We start from the raw sequence: 16128 nt of genomic DNA on the forward strand, positions 1-16128 counted from the left end.
ATCAAACATAAAACTATAAATTTCAAACAATCTGTTTACGCAAAGATTTAGGTACCGTGCCTGTTGCCTTTTTAAAAAAATTGTTGAAGTAAGTAGAATATTCAAAACCGAGCGCGTAGGCAATTGCTGCAACACTCCAATCCGTATGTTGCAATAAAGCTTTGGCTTCTGTGATAATGCGTTCAGATATATGTGTAGTGGTCGATTTGCCGGTAACTTCTTTTACAGAACGGTTAAGATGGTTTACGTGCACAGCTAAGGAAGAAGCAAAATCATTTGCACTGCGCAATTTCAGCATATCTTCGGGGCTTTCTATCGGAAACTGTCTTTCTAAAAGCTCTAAAAACATTGCTGTAATACGGGATGAGGCATTATTGTGTTTCTGATAATTGCTTGCTGGTTCCATTTTCAGCGCTTCATGAATCATAAGATTGATATAATTCCTGATCAACTCATCTTTAAACGCATAATCAGAATCCTGCTCGGCCAACATTCGTTTAAACACACCCAATATAAATTCTCTCTGCTCTTCGTTGATGTGAAAAATTGGCGTACCACTTATTTTGAACAATGGCGATTGCTGCAAACTTTCTGTGCGCTCATTGTTTTTCAAAAAATCTTCTGTAAATAAACAGGCATGACCAGTGTAATCAGAAGAAATAACTTCCCATGAATACGGAATATGCGGATTGCCAAAAAAAAGTATGCTTCCTTCGGTTTCAATTCCGCGGTCGGCATAATGAATGCGATTTTTCCCTGTAGTTAAACAGATTTTATAAAAATCACGTCTGCTATAGTTTGGCACCTCATTTACACCATTTGCAATGGCATAAACTTTAAAGCCTTTTAATTTTAAATCGCTATTTGTACTTTCTTTACGCATAACACAAAGCTAAGAAAAACAAACAGTTTTCATTTCAGAAAATAATCCTGACACTTATTTTCAGAACCCTAACAAACGCTCAGTATTTCTGTAAAAGACCTTAAACACAATTGGCGATTCTGCCGAACATTTGTATTTTAGTCCAAATCAAAAATATGTTCACAGATTTTCCTTTTTACCTGATCCTGATTCTGATTATTGTGTTCCTGATTATGGCCGCAAATAAAATCAAAGTGGCGTATCCAATTTTATTGGTACTTGCAGGTTTAGGCATCAGCTTCATTCCGGGCATTCCGCAAATCCATATCGATCCGGAGCTTATTTTTATCATCTTCTTGCCTCCACTTTTGTATGATGCTGCCTGGGCAATTTCCTGGAAAGAACTTTGGCGCTGGCGGCGAATTGTAAGCAGCTTTGCCTTTATTGTTGTTTTCTTTACGGCACTCTCTGTTGCCTTTGTGGCCAATCATTTTATCCCAGGCTTTTCTTTGGCACTCGGTTTACTTTTAGGCGGCATTGTATCACCGCCAGATGCCGTAAGTGCCGGTGCCATTTTAAAATTTGTTAAAATACCCAAAAGGATGGCCTCGATCCTGGAAGGCGAAAGCTTGCTGAACGATGCTTCATCGCTAATCATTTTTCGCTTTGCGCTGATTGCCGTAGCTACCGGCCAGTTTGTATGGTACGAAGCCGCGTATAATTTTGTTTGGATGGTTGTTGGTGGCGTAGGAATAGGTTTAACGATTGGTTTTTTATTTATGAAGCTGCATAAATTTTTACCTACAGATTCCAATATGGATATTGTTCTTACCTTTTTAACGCCGTATTTTATGTACATCGCGGCAGAAGAGTTGCACAGTTCTGGCGTGTTGGCAGTTGTTGCCGGCGGATTGCTGCTCTCCAACAAACGCCATTTGTTTTTAAGCAGCAGCTCTCGCCTACGCGGGGTAAATGTTTGGGAAAGCCTTGTTTTTATTCTAAATGGTTTGGTTTTTATGCTGATTGGTTTGGATTTACCCGAAATTACCAACGGTTTAGGCAACGTAAGTGTGGTGGCCGCAACGGGTTATGGCGTGCTCATTACGCTAACATTGATTTTAGCGCGGATGGTTTCTGCATATGGTGCAGTTGTGGTTACCTTAATTGCCAGAAATTTCATCACAGTGGCCGATGCCAGTAATCCTGGTGCAAAAGTGCCTTTTATACTTGGATGGACAGGCATGCGTGGTGTAGTATCGCTTGCCGCCGCATTATCCATCCCGATTCAATTGGAAAATCACGCGTTTTTTCCTCAACGAAACTTAATTTTATACATCACTTTTGTTGTCATTTTACTCACCTTGCTGGTGCAAGGTTTAACCCTTCCATATCTAATTAAACGCATCGGTATTCCGGATAACGACCATAGTTTGCCAGAAGAGCAAGAAGAATTGCACCTGCGACAACAACTAATGGGTTATGCACACAGCTATTTGAAGGACAAGTACAGCGCAGACCTCAGCCAGTTTCCTTTTTTACAACAAATGGCCAACAAATGGAAATCGCACAGTCCGCTAAGCGATACTCCTCCTATTTCCGAAAAAGAAAAAGCTGCATACCTGGATATTTTAGACGCACAACGCAGGTGGTTGCTAGATAAAAACAAATCAGAAAGTTTGCTGAACGAAGATTTGATTAGAAAACAACTTACTTATCTCGATCTTGAAGAAGAAAAAATGCATTTTGTTTAGAAAAATTAATTCTCTCAAGAAAATTAATTAGCTTAAATAACACAATAAGTCTAGGCTATTTTAGAATTCCAATGATGTCATATTTTAGCCATAATCCTGAATACGATTATTGTTTAAAGGCATTTAACCGCCATATCTGGCACCAGATTTTATAATGACGTATAATTAACCCACAGGAAATCACCACTTTTTGTAACAAAAAGCTTACTTTCGTTCTCCGAATATTATTTAGCAGCAGATGATTAGGTGTATAGCAGTAGACGATCAAATTAGTTCATTAGAAGGCCTTCGTGGATATATAGAAAATAGCCCTGGTCTGGAATTAGTACAATCTTATACCGATTCCGTACTGGCTTTATCTGAAATTAGTAAAGGCGAGCAGGTAGATATTATCTTCCTCGATATCAATATGCCCAATATTTCTGGATTAGAGCTGTCTAAAAGTTTAAGAGCAAAAACGAAAAGACTTATTTTTACCACTTCCCATCAGGAATATGCTTTTCAGGCTTTTGAGGCAGAAGCAGATGCATATTTACTAAAACCTTACAGTTTCGCAAAATTTGCCATTACGCTTAACCGTCTGTTTCCGGATGATGAAGTACGCCCAACTGCTGGCCGCGCACAAAATGACTATTTTCTGGTAAAAAACACCGAGGAAGGTTTGCGCGCAGAAATGGTTAAATATCAAGACATTATAGCTTTTGAAAGCTTCAGTAACTACGTTAAAATCCACACGGTAAAAAAGACCATTATCGCGTATCTCGGATTAAAAGATGTAAAAGAACAAATTGGCACAACAGACGATTTTATGCAACTGCACCGTGGTTACATTATCTCTTTAAACCATATTGAACATATAGACGGAAACCAGATTGCGCTAACCAATAATCTATCTTTCCGCGTTGGCGAAAGTTACAATGCCGAATTCAAAACATTCCTGGCAGATAAAATGCTGAGAACGAACAGAAAAAAGTAAATAATTGATATATTTATACTTGTTTTTAAGTTGATGTAAACGTTTTTACACAAATACATCAAATCATCCCCCGATTAAAACAAAGTGAATGAATAACATTTTAGGCAGAAGTATCCCATCATCAGGGCTGAATAAAATCCTTCAGTTCTTTGCTGCCTATCAGATTCATTTTATTGCATGGGCGATATTTATTGGCTTCGAGATTTCTATACTTTTCGCTTCCGGATCAACTAACCACACAATTGTATCGTATATTACGTTTTATAGCCTGAACATTTCACTTTTTTACATCCACGCATCTACCCTTTCTAAACTGCTGAATCAATCGTCGAAAAAAAATGTGTTAATTTTCGCCTTTCTGATCTTCGAAATTGCAATCTATAACCTTTTAATTCTTGGATTGGAAATCTCGCTAAGTTATTTTGATCTCTTAGTGAAAATACCGGTACAACGGGTTAAGATTAATTTAAAGGACATTCTTTCTACCACTTGGCGTTGCACATATTTCATCTTTTACGCCACCGCATATTGCTTTCTGAAACGGTATTTGAGTGAACGCAGAGAACGCCTAAAGGCTGAAAAGCAGCGTTTCAAATTGCGCTTGGATAGAGAAACTCTTGAGAAAGATCTCTCGCGTTCAAAACAAGAATACCTGAAAACGCAAATTAATCCTGATTTAATTTTTAATACACTCGGCATTTTGCAGCGCGACGTTGGAAGGATATCTCCTGAAGATGCAAAAATTGTTTCCTACTTATCTCAATTAATGCAATTTGTATCTTCTGATGAAATGCAAAAAGGCGATGTTGCAATTCATAAAGAAATTGAACATTGTTTTCTTCTGATTGCACTTCATAAAACCATACTTGGAAATATCCATATCAACATTAACCATTCTGCAGAACTTACTGATGTGCACATTCTGCCCTGTTTATTAATTTCTGCTTTGGAAAATATGTTTAAACATGGCGATTTAAGTGATCCCCGCATTCCTGGTCAACTGAATATTCATCTTGACGGAAATGAACTTTTTATCCAAACCGTAAACCAATTCAATTCGGTTAAAAAGCGATCCGGACTAAACTCTGGTTTACTGAATTTGAAAAAACGACTGGAATACAGTTATGGATCTTCTGCAACGCTACACACGCGGTACAGCGATTTTCTTTTTATGCTGGAGATTAGAATTAACAGTAGATTGATGAAAAACCAAAATTCTAAATCTGCCACTCAAAACCGGGTTAACGATGCATCAAAATAAATCCAACATCCGGCACGCTTTCTTAAACAAGCCTTTTCAATTCAATCAAATTGCAAGCTACAAACTGCATATTTTATTTTGGGCAGCTTTTATCTTTTGGGAAGTTATAGCCAACCTGGCCATGTTTGAAACTGGAAAACAAATGTTTTACATTATCTTTCTGGTTTTCGGGATTGGATTATTTTACTTCCATGCTTATTGGTTAAATAAAATTCTGGAACAGAACCAATCTTTAGCGTGGAAAATCCCGATACTTATTGCTACAGATTTTTTGCTGTATTTTTTGTTGTCATACGCGGTAATCCGTTTCCTTTTTTCCTTCACAGATTTGCTCTCTCATGCCCCAATTTATACTTTAGGCAAGCGTCAATCCATTAGTATGCTTTGGCGGGCGTCTTATTTCATCATCCATTCTACAGGGTTTTGTTTTATTAAACGTTATCTGGCAGAGCGTGTAGAACTGGAAAATACAGAAAGACAGAAACTGGAATTGGAACTTCAAAAAGAAGTTTTGGCGAAAGAACTTGCCATTTCAAAGAATGAATTTATGAAAGCGCAGGTAAGTCCACATTTACTCTTTAATGTATTGGAATTGCTGCATCAAAGAGTAAAAACATATTCTATTGCAAGCAGCGAACTGATTTTAGATTTGTCAGAAACCATGCGTTTTATCGCCTCTGGCAATGAGCATCACCAGAAAATTTTTCTGGAGAAAGAAATTGTACACTGCGAAAGCATGCTAAATCTTCACCGAATTAATGGACGCAGTTTCTGTTTGGATATTGTGTATGCGGCCAATGTAGCCAATGTAAAAATTGTGCCTTTTATCTTACTCTCTGTTTTGGATAACATTCTTAAACACGGAAGTTTATATAATGAAGACAGAAGAGCTTCGCTTTCTATTTATTTTGATCGCGATGCCTTGTACATAGAATCGGTCAATCAAATTAAAAGTTTACCTAATCTGCTTAAGCAAAACGGTGGCTTGCATACCATAAAAAAGCGCTTGGAGCATACATATGGAAAAAATGCTACTCTGATTTATGGCATAAAAGCCGAAGATTATTTTGTTCTGGAAATCAGAATAGAAAAGTCTGTATTAAATGATTTTGATTCTTCTGCGGAAATGAAGTATGCATTTACCGAGAACGAAAACTAGCAAGGGATTTTACTTTTCTCATAAACCCCTTGCCAAATTCCATAGATTAGTTTTCTCGTAAAACTATCCTTTCTCCATCTTCTTTTGCAATTCCTTTTTTGATGGCAATTTGTACACCCTCAAGCATGGCACGTTCTACATTCGTTCCAATTCTTGCATAACCAAAAGCGCGTGCCATCTCGCGGATTAAATCCGATTTAGATAAACCAATTTGATTTCTTACGATGCTTTCTGCGACTACAGCGACTTCTTCTGGCGGAAGATCATCTGCATCTCGTTTTTCAGATTCCTGTTCTGATGTACGATAGATTGCATAAGTTTCAGGTTCCTGGTTTTTCTTCCAGAAAAATACGTTTCTCTCTCCTGCTTTGCTTTTAATATCCAACTGCGCAAAAACAGAATCAAGATAATCGTTAATTCTTCCGCCCAATCTGTTTATTCCCCAGGCATTCAAAATTCTTTTGGTCAATAGCGTTTTACTAATTGGCGCTTCAGTTTCCATCACATTAAAAATTTGGGTTTTAATGCGGACTTTATTCTGCGGTGCCATCAAATCGTCAGCGGTTTGCAAAGGCATAACATCCAGCATACAAACCTCATAAATTACGGGTTTCAAAGCGGAATCTGCAATTTTGACGGATCGCTCTGCGCTTCCTTTTATCTGATCTGAAAGTGAAAGGCTTTTGAGTTCATCAACGCGAACTTCGGGTTTCATCAATACTTCCGGTTTAATTTGCTGGGCAGTTTCTGTTTCTGCAATTTGGATTTGAGCCAAAATACCGTTCAGCACTTTCTCTCTATTTTCCCACCATTCTAACAGCCAAACTTTGTGTAATTTCCAACCCAGCATTGCAAGTACATCAACCTGAACAATTTCGCGATCGCGCGAGGTTGGCGCTGCATGGTAGTTTTTTCCATCGGTTAAAATGCCAAGAATATAATTTCCGGGGTCTTTTTTATCTACAATGGCCAGATTTATTTTATAAGTAGACGCACCAATTTGTGTATGCACTTCATAACCATGTTTACGGATTTCATTGGCAATTTCATTCTCCAGCGCGTTAGTTTCGGCTGTTTTTTGCTGCACCGGAAAAGGCAAAGCCGATTTTCCTTTCTCTGCATAAGCCAGAAAAGCTTTTAATCCTGCAACACCTTCAGAACCTGTACGGTTCAAATTAATCTGATCTGCTTTAAGCGTAGAAAAAACTTTCATTTCATAACGGGCGCGAGACACAGCTACATTAAGCCTGCGCCAGCCGCCTTCGCGGTTAATTGGCCCAAAATTTAAACCCACTTTGCCGTTTTCATCAGGCCCATATCCAACAGAAAATAAAATTACATCGCGCTCATCTCCCTGCACATTTTCCAGGTTTTTAATAAACAGCGGTTCATCTGAATCGAGCGCTATTTTTTCCAGATCGGGCCGCAAGCTAAACACTTCATTCAGCAAATCTTCTATTAAAATTTGTTGCGTAGAACTAAAGGTTACAATGCCAATACTGCGCGTAGCCAGTTGCGGATCTGAAAGTCTTCTGACAACTTCATTCACAATTTCTTTTGCTTCAAAACGGTTTTGCCTGCTTTTTCCTTTATCATAATGGCCCTTAACATGTACAAACTGCACCTTGCTGGATAAATCGTCTTTCGATGGAAAAGTAAGCAATTTATTGTCGTAATATTTGGCGTTACTAAAAGCAATTAAACTTTCGTGTTTACTGCGGTAATGCCACAGCAGATGTTGCGAAGGCATAGAGAGGGCAAGGCAATCGTCCAAAATACTTTCCAGATCTTCTTTTTCAATATTTTCTTCGTCGATGGTATTGGTATTGAAAAAATTGGTTGGCGGCATCTGTTTCGGATCGCCCACTACAATGACGTGGCTTCCGCGCGCAATGGCACCCACAGCTTCACAGGTTGGCATTTGCGATGCTTCATCAAAAATTACCAGGTCGAACCGGGTTTCGTTTGCATCAAAATATTGTGCAACAGAAATCGGACTCATGAGCATGCAAGGTTTTAAACGAGGCAGCAATAAAGGTATGGAATCGAAAATTTTCCTAACGGATAAAGCTCTTCCATTATTCCGGATGGCTTTTTGCAAAAGCCCGATTTCTGAGCTTTGCGACGCTTCTTGAACAAATGACGGTATTTTTGCTGCCAGGCGTGCATAAATTTCGTCTTTGGTTAGTTGCTCAAAGCGGTTACTGATGTCTCTGAACTTTTTAATTTTCTCATTAAAAAGCGTTCCGTTAAATGTTGCAAGTTGAGGTTTCTGTGCAATAATATGTTCTGCCGCAGCGCGGTAAACACCTTTTAAATAAGCAGAAACAATTTGATCGGGTTGCAATAAACCTTCTTCAAAAACTTTAACCAAAGGTTGTAGACCATTTGTTAATGCGCGTTTTTTTAAATCGAGCCAGTTGTACCAATCTTTCAGTTGATCGATATTGTCCAGCCATTGCGTACCCAACGTAATCAACGTTTTCTGTTGAGACAGATTGACATCGCCCTGCGCGGTAAAGTCCAATCCGACTAAATTCTGCAGCTGTGTTTTTAGACCAGAATAATGCTGCTGTACATGCAAAAACTGATCAAGTACTGCGCCGTGCTGTATCAAATAAGCTTTGCTGCCTTCAGCAAATTCTGTACTTAAACGTCGCCGCCACGCCGCTACACCATTTGCACCAAACAATACACTTGCCGTACGGTTTAATTCTACCAGTGTGGCGCATAAAACTTTAACCTCACTCCAGTCGCAGGCTCCATTTTTCCACAGAAAGCCTAGTGTTTGCGGTAAAAAATGTGCCTGATCAATGGTCGATTGTCGATCCTGGAAGTCCATAAGTTTATTCAGCAACGCCGGAATTTCTGTTTTTTCCAAATTACCCGCTTTAGTATACACGCGCAGCGATTTCAGAATTGAATTTTGTTTAAACCAGCGCGAAAGAAACCACCGCTCTGCAGCCATATTCCAGTTAAGCAAGAACTGAGATGCAGGTAATGTCAATCCTTCGCGGCTCAGTGTTTCAAGCAGTTCATTTCTTAGAAAATCGCGTTGTATTCCAATTTCGGCAACTCCTTCTATCTGCGCAAGCGTTTGTTCAAACGCATCAATCTGGAAAATCGAGGCTGGCACATCGCCAAGTTTCAGAAGTAAAGAAGCCAGCCGAACCAGCGCAACCTCTTCCCCTTCTGTATCTATTGAAGAATCTATTTTCAATACAGATTTAACTTTCTCTATTTGCTGCATCAATTCCGGCAAAACCTGCAACAACTGCTGCAACCCTGTTTGAACTTCTTGCTTAAACCCAGAATGGTATTCTTTTGGTTTTAATACTTTTAGCGGATGAATATCCGGCTGACCAATAACTGTCGCAATTCCTTGAATTTCTTCTGCAAGGTCTTGCCATTGCTGAAGTTTTGCTTCTGTAAGTTCTGGAACAATAGCATCCGGAAAGTAAACCAGATCGCCTTTGGCAATTTGGGCTGAATAACGCGAAAACAAATCATAAAGTGATAATCCAAAGTTTTGCTTCTGGTGTAATGCGGCAACGTATGCATTCAATTCTGTTCGCAATTCATGCAAGCGTGAGGCTTCTGTCTGAAAATTTTCAGGCAATTGATGTGCGGCAATTTCTGTTGCCGTTTTTAACTGCTCTAATACCGCTGATTTTTTTGATTTATTGGAGTGCAGTTCCAGGCAAAATGGAGAAAGACCGATGGATTTTAACCGGCTTTCTACCACATCTAAAGCGGCCTTTTTGGCGGCAACAAAAAGCACCTTTTTCCCAGCATATAAAGCATTTGCAATAATATTGGTAATGGTTTGAGATTTCCCCGTTCCCGGCGGGCCGTGCAAAACAAAACTTCGGTTACGCCCGGAATTAAAGATGGCATGCAACTGCGAAGAATCTGTGCTAATGGGCAATGCAATATCTTCTGGGCGAAGTTCAACATCAGAAATTTCAAGCGTGTCGAAATCTACTTCGGGTTGCCATTCCAATTTTCCAGACATTAAACTGGCTACAACTTTATTTTTCTGTAACTGATGTGCATTGTGGTGTATATCGTTCCAGAGAATAAATTTACTGAAAGAAAATGTGCCCAAAACCGCTTGTTCTTCTACATCCCAACGTGATTTTGCCATAATGGCCTGGCGGATGGTATTGAAAATCAATTTGACATCTACGCCATTCTCATCTTTCGGCAAGGTATCAAAACCGCTGATTGTAATACCGAAATCCTGCCGGATCATTTCCAGAAGTGTAATATTCATAATCGCTTCTTCCTCGCGACTGCGGATTACATATCCTTTTTGAGCAGTTTTTCGTATAATTTCTACGGGAATAAGTAAAATCGGCGCAAAACGCGGGCGCTCACTTATATCTGTTTCGTACCACTTTAGCAAACCTAAACCCACATAAAGCGTGTTTGCGCCATTTTCTTCTATAGATAAACGCGATGCGCGATAAATATTTGTTAAACTAAGTGCCAAATCCTGATCAGACAGATACGTACGGATTCTTTTGTGCGCCAACTCGTGCTCAACCAATTGTGTTATCGGATCTGTTTGATGAATAGCGGCATATAAGCCGGCATCGCGTAGGTTGTTTTCCCAATCTGAGGGTTTAGAAAGTACCTGAAATTCTGCACCATCTGCAAGTGCATCTTCCAATTTATGTACATTATTAAGCATAAATTGTACAACACTTCGGGTAATGCGCACATTTAACAAACTGTTGCGCAAGGTTAAATCAAGCAGCTTACGCTCCCACAAACGCTGTTTTGTCAGTTCAATTTTTTCTGAGTACACCAGTTTATCCCCAACAGAAATATCTTCAGGTAAAATATTGGTGCGCAATTCATCTGGATGATCGGCAATTTGCCATCCACTTGCGGTTGCAATCCGAATCGGTAATGGCCTGATTCCACTAAAGCGACTGCGTTTTACATCTACAAAAAGCAGAAATTCTTCTGTAACGTTCATTTTCTGATCTGCAGACCGAACTGCATCATCAAAACTCATGTGCTGCCCGGCATTCATTCCAGTTGCTTCAACTACAACGATGTCATTAATTCCATCCGCTGTGCGTTTGGTAATTAAGGAAGGATCATCGTTTACAGAATCGGCAAAAGATTCATCAATCAGCCATGCGCCTGCAAAAGCGTGCCCTTTAACTACAACCACTAAAGGATGAATACCAACAGCTTCAAGGCAAGCGGCATAAAGGAAAGTCAGATCGAGGCAATTGGCCAAACGGTCTTTAAAAATTACATCTGCCAATCGCACACGCTGTCCGCGTTCTTCAAAACTAGCTGGCGCACTGCAGTAAATAATATTCATTTCTGCAATGGCTTCATAAATGGCAGCCATTTGCTTGCGTACACGATCTGGATTGCGCGTTTGATATTCATCAAAAGAGGGATTGCCCGTCCATCGTTTTAAAATTTCTGCGGCTTTACGAATGACCTGAGGAATTTCTGGATGATTTGGCGTGATAAACGCCGAAAGCAATTCGGGCAGTAAGGCTGCGCCATTCCATTGCTCATACGTGAGTAAATCGATCTGAACATTTTGCTCAATTACTTTTTCACCTTCAACAAAGGCAGACAAAACCAAATGCGCAGAACTTCTTTCGGTTAAACTGGCCAGATAATCTCCAGAAACCTTAAACATTGTATTCTTTATTTCTATCCGTTCTCCGGCTTGTACCGATGGAATTGTTTGTGTCCAAACGGTCATAAATTCTGGTTCAGAAACAATTTGTAGCGTTATATTGGTGAGTAATTCTGCTCCGTTGTTCTGTACAAAAAGCGTTCTTACAATGGGTACGTGATTTTGTTGAAGTGCAAAATTTAATGTGGGCAGGCAAGTAAATTCTATCTGCAATGCTGTAGTGATATTTTTCGCAACCTGTTCAATGTTATTCATATCGGAATATTAAGTGCTTTGAGCACAATCATCAAGTAAATTCTATAGATTATTTCGCAAACGAAAGGCGATAATGTATGCGTATTAAACGCCCGGAAATTACTTTATTGTAATAGATGGCAGAAAAACCATTTTCTTTATTGGATAAATGTACATTCATTGTTAGCGAGATTAATCTAGAGAATGCAAGATAAGAATTATTTTAAATCAGACCTTTTCTATCCCTTTTTTCCGGAACTTCGTTAAACAAGCTCATTTTTAAACTTCGTTAGTAAATCTATGTTGGTAGAAAACCTAAAAGAAGGTGAGCAATGCGTGGTGATTTCTGGAACATCCAAAGGGAAATCTGGATTTGTACACGATATCCATAGAGTAAAACCGGCCACATGATTATAACTGTTGTTCAGGGCAACGGTATTCGTTTTAAAACATTGGCTAGAAACGTAAAAATCCTGGTTGAGTAGATTAGTTTTAACCTCTATTCAACCAGGATTTATAACCGTATTTCTTAAATGCCGCTGCTTTTATCAATAGTTAAATGTTAATCCGGCTCCATAACCCATGTCGCTATCGTAATGTGTAGATAACGAAATGTATTTCGTAGCAATGTAACTTAATCCAGCCATGTACTCTGTATCTGTATTGACCATGAATTGAAAACGCAAACGCTTGGAGATCGGAATATCTTCTCTCCTTAATTGAATCCGAACATTTCCTTTGTTATCTACAGATGCATCTGCTGTGATGAGCATAGGCAAGGTATATTGAAAACCAACATGCACCACCTGACGGAAATTTTTGGTATTTCTTTGTCCAAAAATATTCTTTGCTGGCGAAAGACGCTGACCAAAAAGATTTTTCTCATCAAAGCCAACGGTACGTTTCCTGAAATCCCAACCTACATACGGGAAAAACCATTGGTTGCGGCCAACATAACGCCCAAAGTGAGTTTCAGATTCATAGCCCATTTCTTTATTAAAACCAACGCGCCATTCTGTAGAAAACTGATAACGGGTATTTGCCAGCATGATTGTGCCGTCACTGCCATTGCTTTCAATACCAATACGAGCCATCGGATGAATTTCACGATCGTCCATAAACAACATGCGTTGTGCCATTTTCGGATCTGGAAGTTCAGGATTTGGAGCAGAATTTTCATAACTGACCACGCGCCCCATTCCGCTCATCATATGATAAAGAATGTGGCAATGGAAAAACCAATCCCCTCCCGGTTCTGTTGCGGCAAACTCAATCGTGTCTCGCTCCATTGGCATAATATCCAGTACGTTTTTGAGTGGCGCGTAATCGCCTTGACCATTTAAAACTCTGAAATCATGGCCGTGTAAATGCATCGGGTGGCGCATCATGCTGTTGTTGTATAAGATAATGCGCAAGTTCTCCCCTTTTTTAATCAAAATTTTATCACTTTCTGAAACCGTTTTATTGTCCATACTCCACACATAACGGTTCATATTTCCAGTAAGTTCAAATTTCAGTTCTCTAAGCGGCCGATCTGGCAAAGTTGTTTTTTGAGGTGCACGCAACATATCATAATTCAGTGTTATCAGCTTCGGATTGTGTTTTTGCATATTCATCCCATCCATCTTGCCATCTGCATTTTTGTTTTTATAGTTTTCTTTGCCAGAAATTTCAGGATACATAACGGTATTCATATCCATAGTTTGATTTTGCATTTTCATTCCAGCCATTTCTACCATATTGCCATTCATATCCATCATGCCATTCATCATTTCCATTCCGGCGAAATACTTCAGCTTCGGCATTTTTGGTGCATACACTTTATTGCCTTTCCCCAACCATAAAGAAGCAAATTTGGTGCGATCTTCTGGTGTTACCAAAAATTCATAACTCCCGTCTTTTGGAATGTTTACCACTACATCATATGTTTCTGAAACTGCAACAATCAGGCGATCAACTTCAACGGGTTCCACATCGTTTCCATCATTGGCAACAACGGTAATTTTTCCACCAGCATAACTCAGCCAGAAATAATCTGAGGCGCCTCCGTTAGATATTCGCAGTCTAACTTTAGTTCCGCCCTTAAACTGTTTTTCTACAAGTTGGTTTTCGCCATTTAAAAGAAAATTCTCGTAATACACATCGCTCACATCCATTGCATTCATCCGTTTCCATTCATTAGAGAGTTTAGTTTTAAAATTGCCGCCACGTATTGCTTCGGCATAACTTTGAGTCGTTCCTTTCTTAATTGAAAACCAATCGTTAGCACTTTTCAGGTTGCGCATTACCTCTTTCGGTTTAGTATTAGTCCATTCGCTAATCAAAACGGGCAAAGTCGGGATATCCCATTCTTTACGTTTGTTGATGATAAACGACCCGTACATACCAATTTGTTCTTGTAAACCATAATGACTGTGGTACCAATGGGTACCGCTTTGGACGATCGGAAATTTATACATATACGTAGAATCCGGAGCAATTGGCATTTGCGTCATAAACGGAACGCCATCCATACGGTTTGGTAAAAAAAGGCCGTGACAATGCAACGCTGTTGGCTCTTTCAGTAGATTATGCACGTATATCAAAGCCGTATCACCTTCCGTAAAAGTTAACGTAGGCATCGGAATTTGCCCATTTACAGCTATCGCTCTTTTTGCTTTACCGCCATAATTTACAGTTGTGTCGGCAACATATAAATCGTAGCGCACTGTCCTAGGTTTTAGGTCGGCTAATTTGAAGTGAATTTCGCCAAGGTTATTTTTCGCCTGACTGATCTGTTCTTTCAAACTCCGTTTTCCGGATTTATGTGTAGGCGTTGCTTGGTCATGAGTATTAATATGTATTTTTTTCGCCACTAAGTCCATTCCGCATTTAGGGCATTTTCCTGGATTTTCTGATAATATCTCCGGATGCATCGGACAGGTAAAAACCTCGCTCGTTTTGTGCGTAGCAGGCATTTCGGTTTTCGTACTGCTTTGTGCCGAAACTGCAAAAGCAACAAAAACCAGATAGATTGTGAATATCGTTTTCATTTGTTTTTTTTGATGGATAAACTTGTGCTCCACTTTATGCTGAAGCGATGATTTTACGCCGCGAAGGCGTTTGCATTTTATTTGTCCATTCTAAATCTGAAAACGCTGTAAGCGAACACCAATATCCGTATCTAAATGAACCGCGTATTGCTTTAAAGTGAAGTACAAATTTGAAGGATTACCGTGAGGTTCCGCAGAAAAGAAAACACTAAATCCAGGCAGTAAAACTACGGGTTGAGAAAATTGCGTATGGTATTCCTCTGGCGCAGACGCATTTCCCTGTCGCGCTTCAGCACTCATCAAATCACAACGGTAAGCAGAATCTGCTTTAAAAGTTTGATTTTTCTTTGAATTGGTTTGCCAGATATGTTTTGATATAGAGGCCGCGCGCAAACCATCAGCCATGCGAATTGCACACATTAAACCTGCAAAAAGGTTGAATAACAGAACAATCAAGAGTAAACTGATTTTAATTTTCGCCACGATACAAATCTCCGCATTAAGTTTGCGTCGCACTTACATAATTTTAAAATTTTGTTATATAATTTCCTATCGGCAAAAGCGCTGGCAAATAAATTTTCCTTATAATTTGAGCACTGACATAGGGTTGTCAGTCGCGCTGGTTTTCTTTGTAGAAACAAAACGAAAAATGAGAAACTTATACAATCAGGAAGAAACGATGCTGATTTTAGACAGGCTGGAAAAACTGAATCCAGATGCACAAAAACAGTGGGGAAAAATGAATGCGGCACAAATGCTTGCACACTGCAGTGCATCATTAGAAACTGCGATGGGGCGCAATACACCAGAAAAACTGCCATTTTTTATCCGGATGATTGGCAGAATGCTAAAAACGCGTTTTCTTGGCCCTAAACCAATGCCAAAAAATTCCGGAACCGATAAAAGTTATATCATTACCGATGAGCGGAACTTTGAAGTGGAAAAAAATAAGGTAATGCAACTGATTAAAGCATTTTCTGAAGGTGGTCCTTCCAAATGTACCACCGCTCCACAAGTATTTTTTGGAAAAATGACTCCAGATGAATGGGCAATTATGCAATGGAAACATTTTGATCATCATTTAAGACAGTTTGGTGCTTAAACTAAATACATCTGATGGTCATCTATCAGATGTATTTTTTTTGGAGCATTTGACGCTTAAACGATATATTGAGC

9 protein-coding genes are annotated in these 16128 nt (G+C 39.3%); 5 read left to right on the plus strand and 4 right to left on the minus strand.

Annotated features, from left to right (window positions below):
- Window positions 1–22: 22 nt before the first annotated feature.
- Window positions 23–883 (minus strand): helix-turn-helix domain-containing protein, encoded by an 861-nt coding sequence (locus ACJVDH_RS11160; RefSeq protein ID WP_443943481.1) that lies wholly within the window; start codon window positions 881–883, stop codon window positions 23–25.
- A 155-nt stretch (window positions 884–1038) separates the two neighbouring features.
- On the opposite strand from ACJVDH_RS11160, the gene ACJVDH_RS11165 reads away from it, so the two are divergent.
- The 4 genes from ACJVDH_RS11165 to ACJVDH_RS11180 all read left to right on the plus strand — a co-directional run bounded on the left by ACJVDH_RS11165 (window position 1039) and on the right by ACJVDH_RS11180 (window position 6009).
- Window positions 1039–2613, plus strand: coding sequence for a Na+/H+ antiporter (locus ACJVDH_RS11165; protein ID WP_443943482.1), 1575 nt, complete (start codon window positions 1039–1041; stop codon window positions 2611–2613).
- Window positions 2614–2851: 238 nt separating this feature from the next.
- Window positions 2852–3589, plus strand: a complete 738-nt coding sequence (locus ACJVDH_RS11170) for a LytR/AlgR family response regulator transcription factor (RefSeq protein WP_443943483.1) — start codon at window positions 2852–2854, stop codon at window positions 3587–3589.
- A gap of 88 nt (window positions 3590–3677) precedes the next feature.
- The gene (locus ACJVDH_RS11175; protein ID WP_443943484.1) at window positions 3678–4850 is read left to right on the plus strand and encodes a histidine kinase; all 1173 of its coding nucleotides are present in this window, start codon (window positions 3678–3680) and stop codon (window positions 4848–4850) included.
- A complete protein-coding gene (locus tag ACJVDH_RS11180; protein ID WP_443943485.1) occupies window positions 4837–6009 on the plus strand; it encodes a histidine kinase in 1173 nt (390 codons plus the stop codon). Before ACJVDH_RS11175 ends, ACJVDH_RS11180 begins: the two co-directional genes overlap by 14 nt.
- A 46-nt stretch (window positions 6010–6055) precedes the next feature.
- Here the strand turns inward: ACJVDH_RS11180 and ACJVDH_RS11185 are convergent, their stop codons facing one another.
- The 3 genes from ACJVDH_RS11185 to ACJVDH_RS11195 all read right to left on the minus strand — a co-directional run bounded on the left by ACJVDH_RS11185 (window position 6056) and on the right by ACJVDH_RS11195 (window position 15468).
- Entirely contained in the window at window positions 6056–11941 is a 5886-nt protein-coding gene (locus tag ACJVDH_RS11185; protein WP_443943486.1) for a DUF3320 domain-containing protein, read from the minus strand.
- A 527-nt stretch (window positions 11942–12468) separates the two neighbouring features.
- Entirely contained in the window at window positions 12469–14952 is a 2484-nt protein-coding gene (locus ACJVDH_RS11190) for a multicopper oxidase domain-containing protein (RefSeq protein WP_443943487.1), read from the minus strand.
- Between the two features lie 90 nt (window positions 14953–15042).
- On the minus strand, window positions 15043–15468 hold the full coding sequence (locus ACJVDH_RS11195) for a hypothetical protein (RefSeq protein ID WP_443943488.1): 426 nt from the start codon (window positions 15466–15468) through the stop codon (window positions 15043–15045).
- A 133-nt stretch (window positions 15469–15601) separates the two neighbouring features.
- On the opposite strand from ACJVDH_RS11195, the gene ACJVDH_RS11200 reads away from it, so the two are divergent.
- Window positions 15602–16054, plus strand: a complete 453-nt coding sequence (locus ACJVDH_RS11200) for a DUF1569 domain-containing protein (protein ID WP_443943489.1) — start codon at window positions 15602–15604, stop codon at window positions 16052–16054.
- The last annotated feature ends 74 nt before the right edge of the window (window positions 16055–16128 follow it).

The sequence above is a fragment of the Pedobacter terrestris genome, from assembly GCF_052343045.1.
In the GTDB taxonomy this organism is placed as follows: Bacteria; Bacteroidota; Bacteroidia; order Sphingobacteriales; family Sphingobacteriaceae; genus Pedobacter.

Excerpts from the sequence above, each read along its gene's own strand:
- ACJVDH_RS11160 (WP_443943481.1), bottom strand. The coding sequence starts at position 883 with ATGCGTAAAGAAAGTACAAATAGCGATTTAAAATTAAAAGGCTTTAAA.
- ACJVDH_RS11165 (WP_443943482.1), top strand. The coding sequence starts at position 1,039 with ATGTTCACAGATTTTCCTTTTTACCTGATCCTGATTCTGATTATTGTG.
- ACJVDH_RS11170 (WP_443943483.1), top strand. The coding sequence starts at position 2,852 with ATGATTAGGTGTATAGCAGTAGACGATCAAATTAGTTCATTAGAAGGC.
- ACJVDH_RS11175 (WP_443943484.1), top strand. The coding sequence starts at position 3,678 with ATGAATAACATTTTAGGCAGAAGTATCCCATCATCAGGGCTGAATAAA.
- ACJVDH_RS11180 (WP_443943485.1), top strand. The coding sequence starts at position 4,837 with ATGCATCAAAATAAATCCAACATCCGGCACGCTTTCTTAAACAAGCCT.
- ACJVDH_RS11185 (WP_443943486.1), bottom strand. The coding sequence starts at position 11,941 with ATGAATAACATTGAACAGGTTGCGAAAAATATCACTACAGCATTGCAG.
- ACJVDH_RS11190 (WP_443943487.1), bottom strand. The coding sequence starts at position 14,952 with ATGAAAACGATATTCACAATCTATCTGGTTTTTGTTGCTTTTGCAGTT.
- ACJVDH_RS11200 (WP_443943489.1), top strand. The coding sequence starts at position 15,602 with ATGAGAAACTTATACAATCAGGAAGAAACGATGCTGATTTTAGACAGG.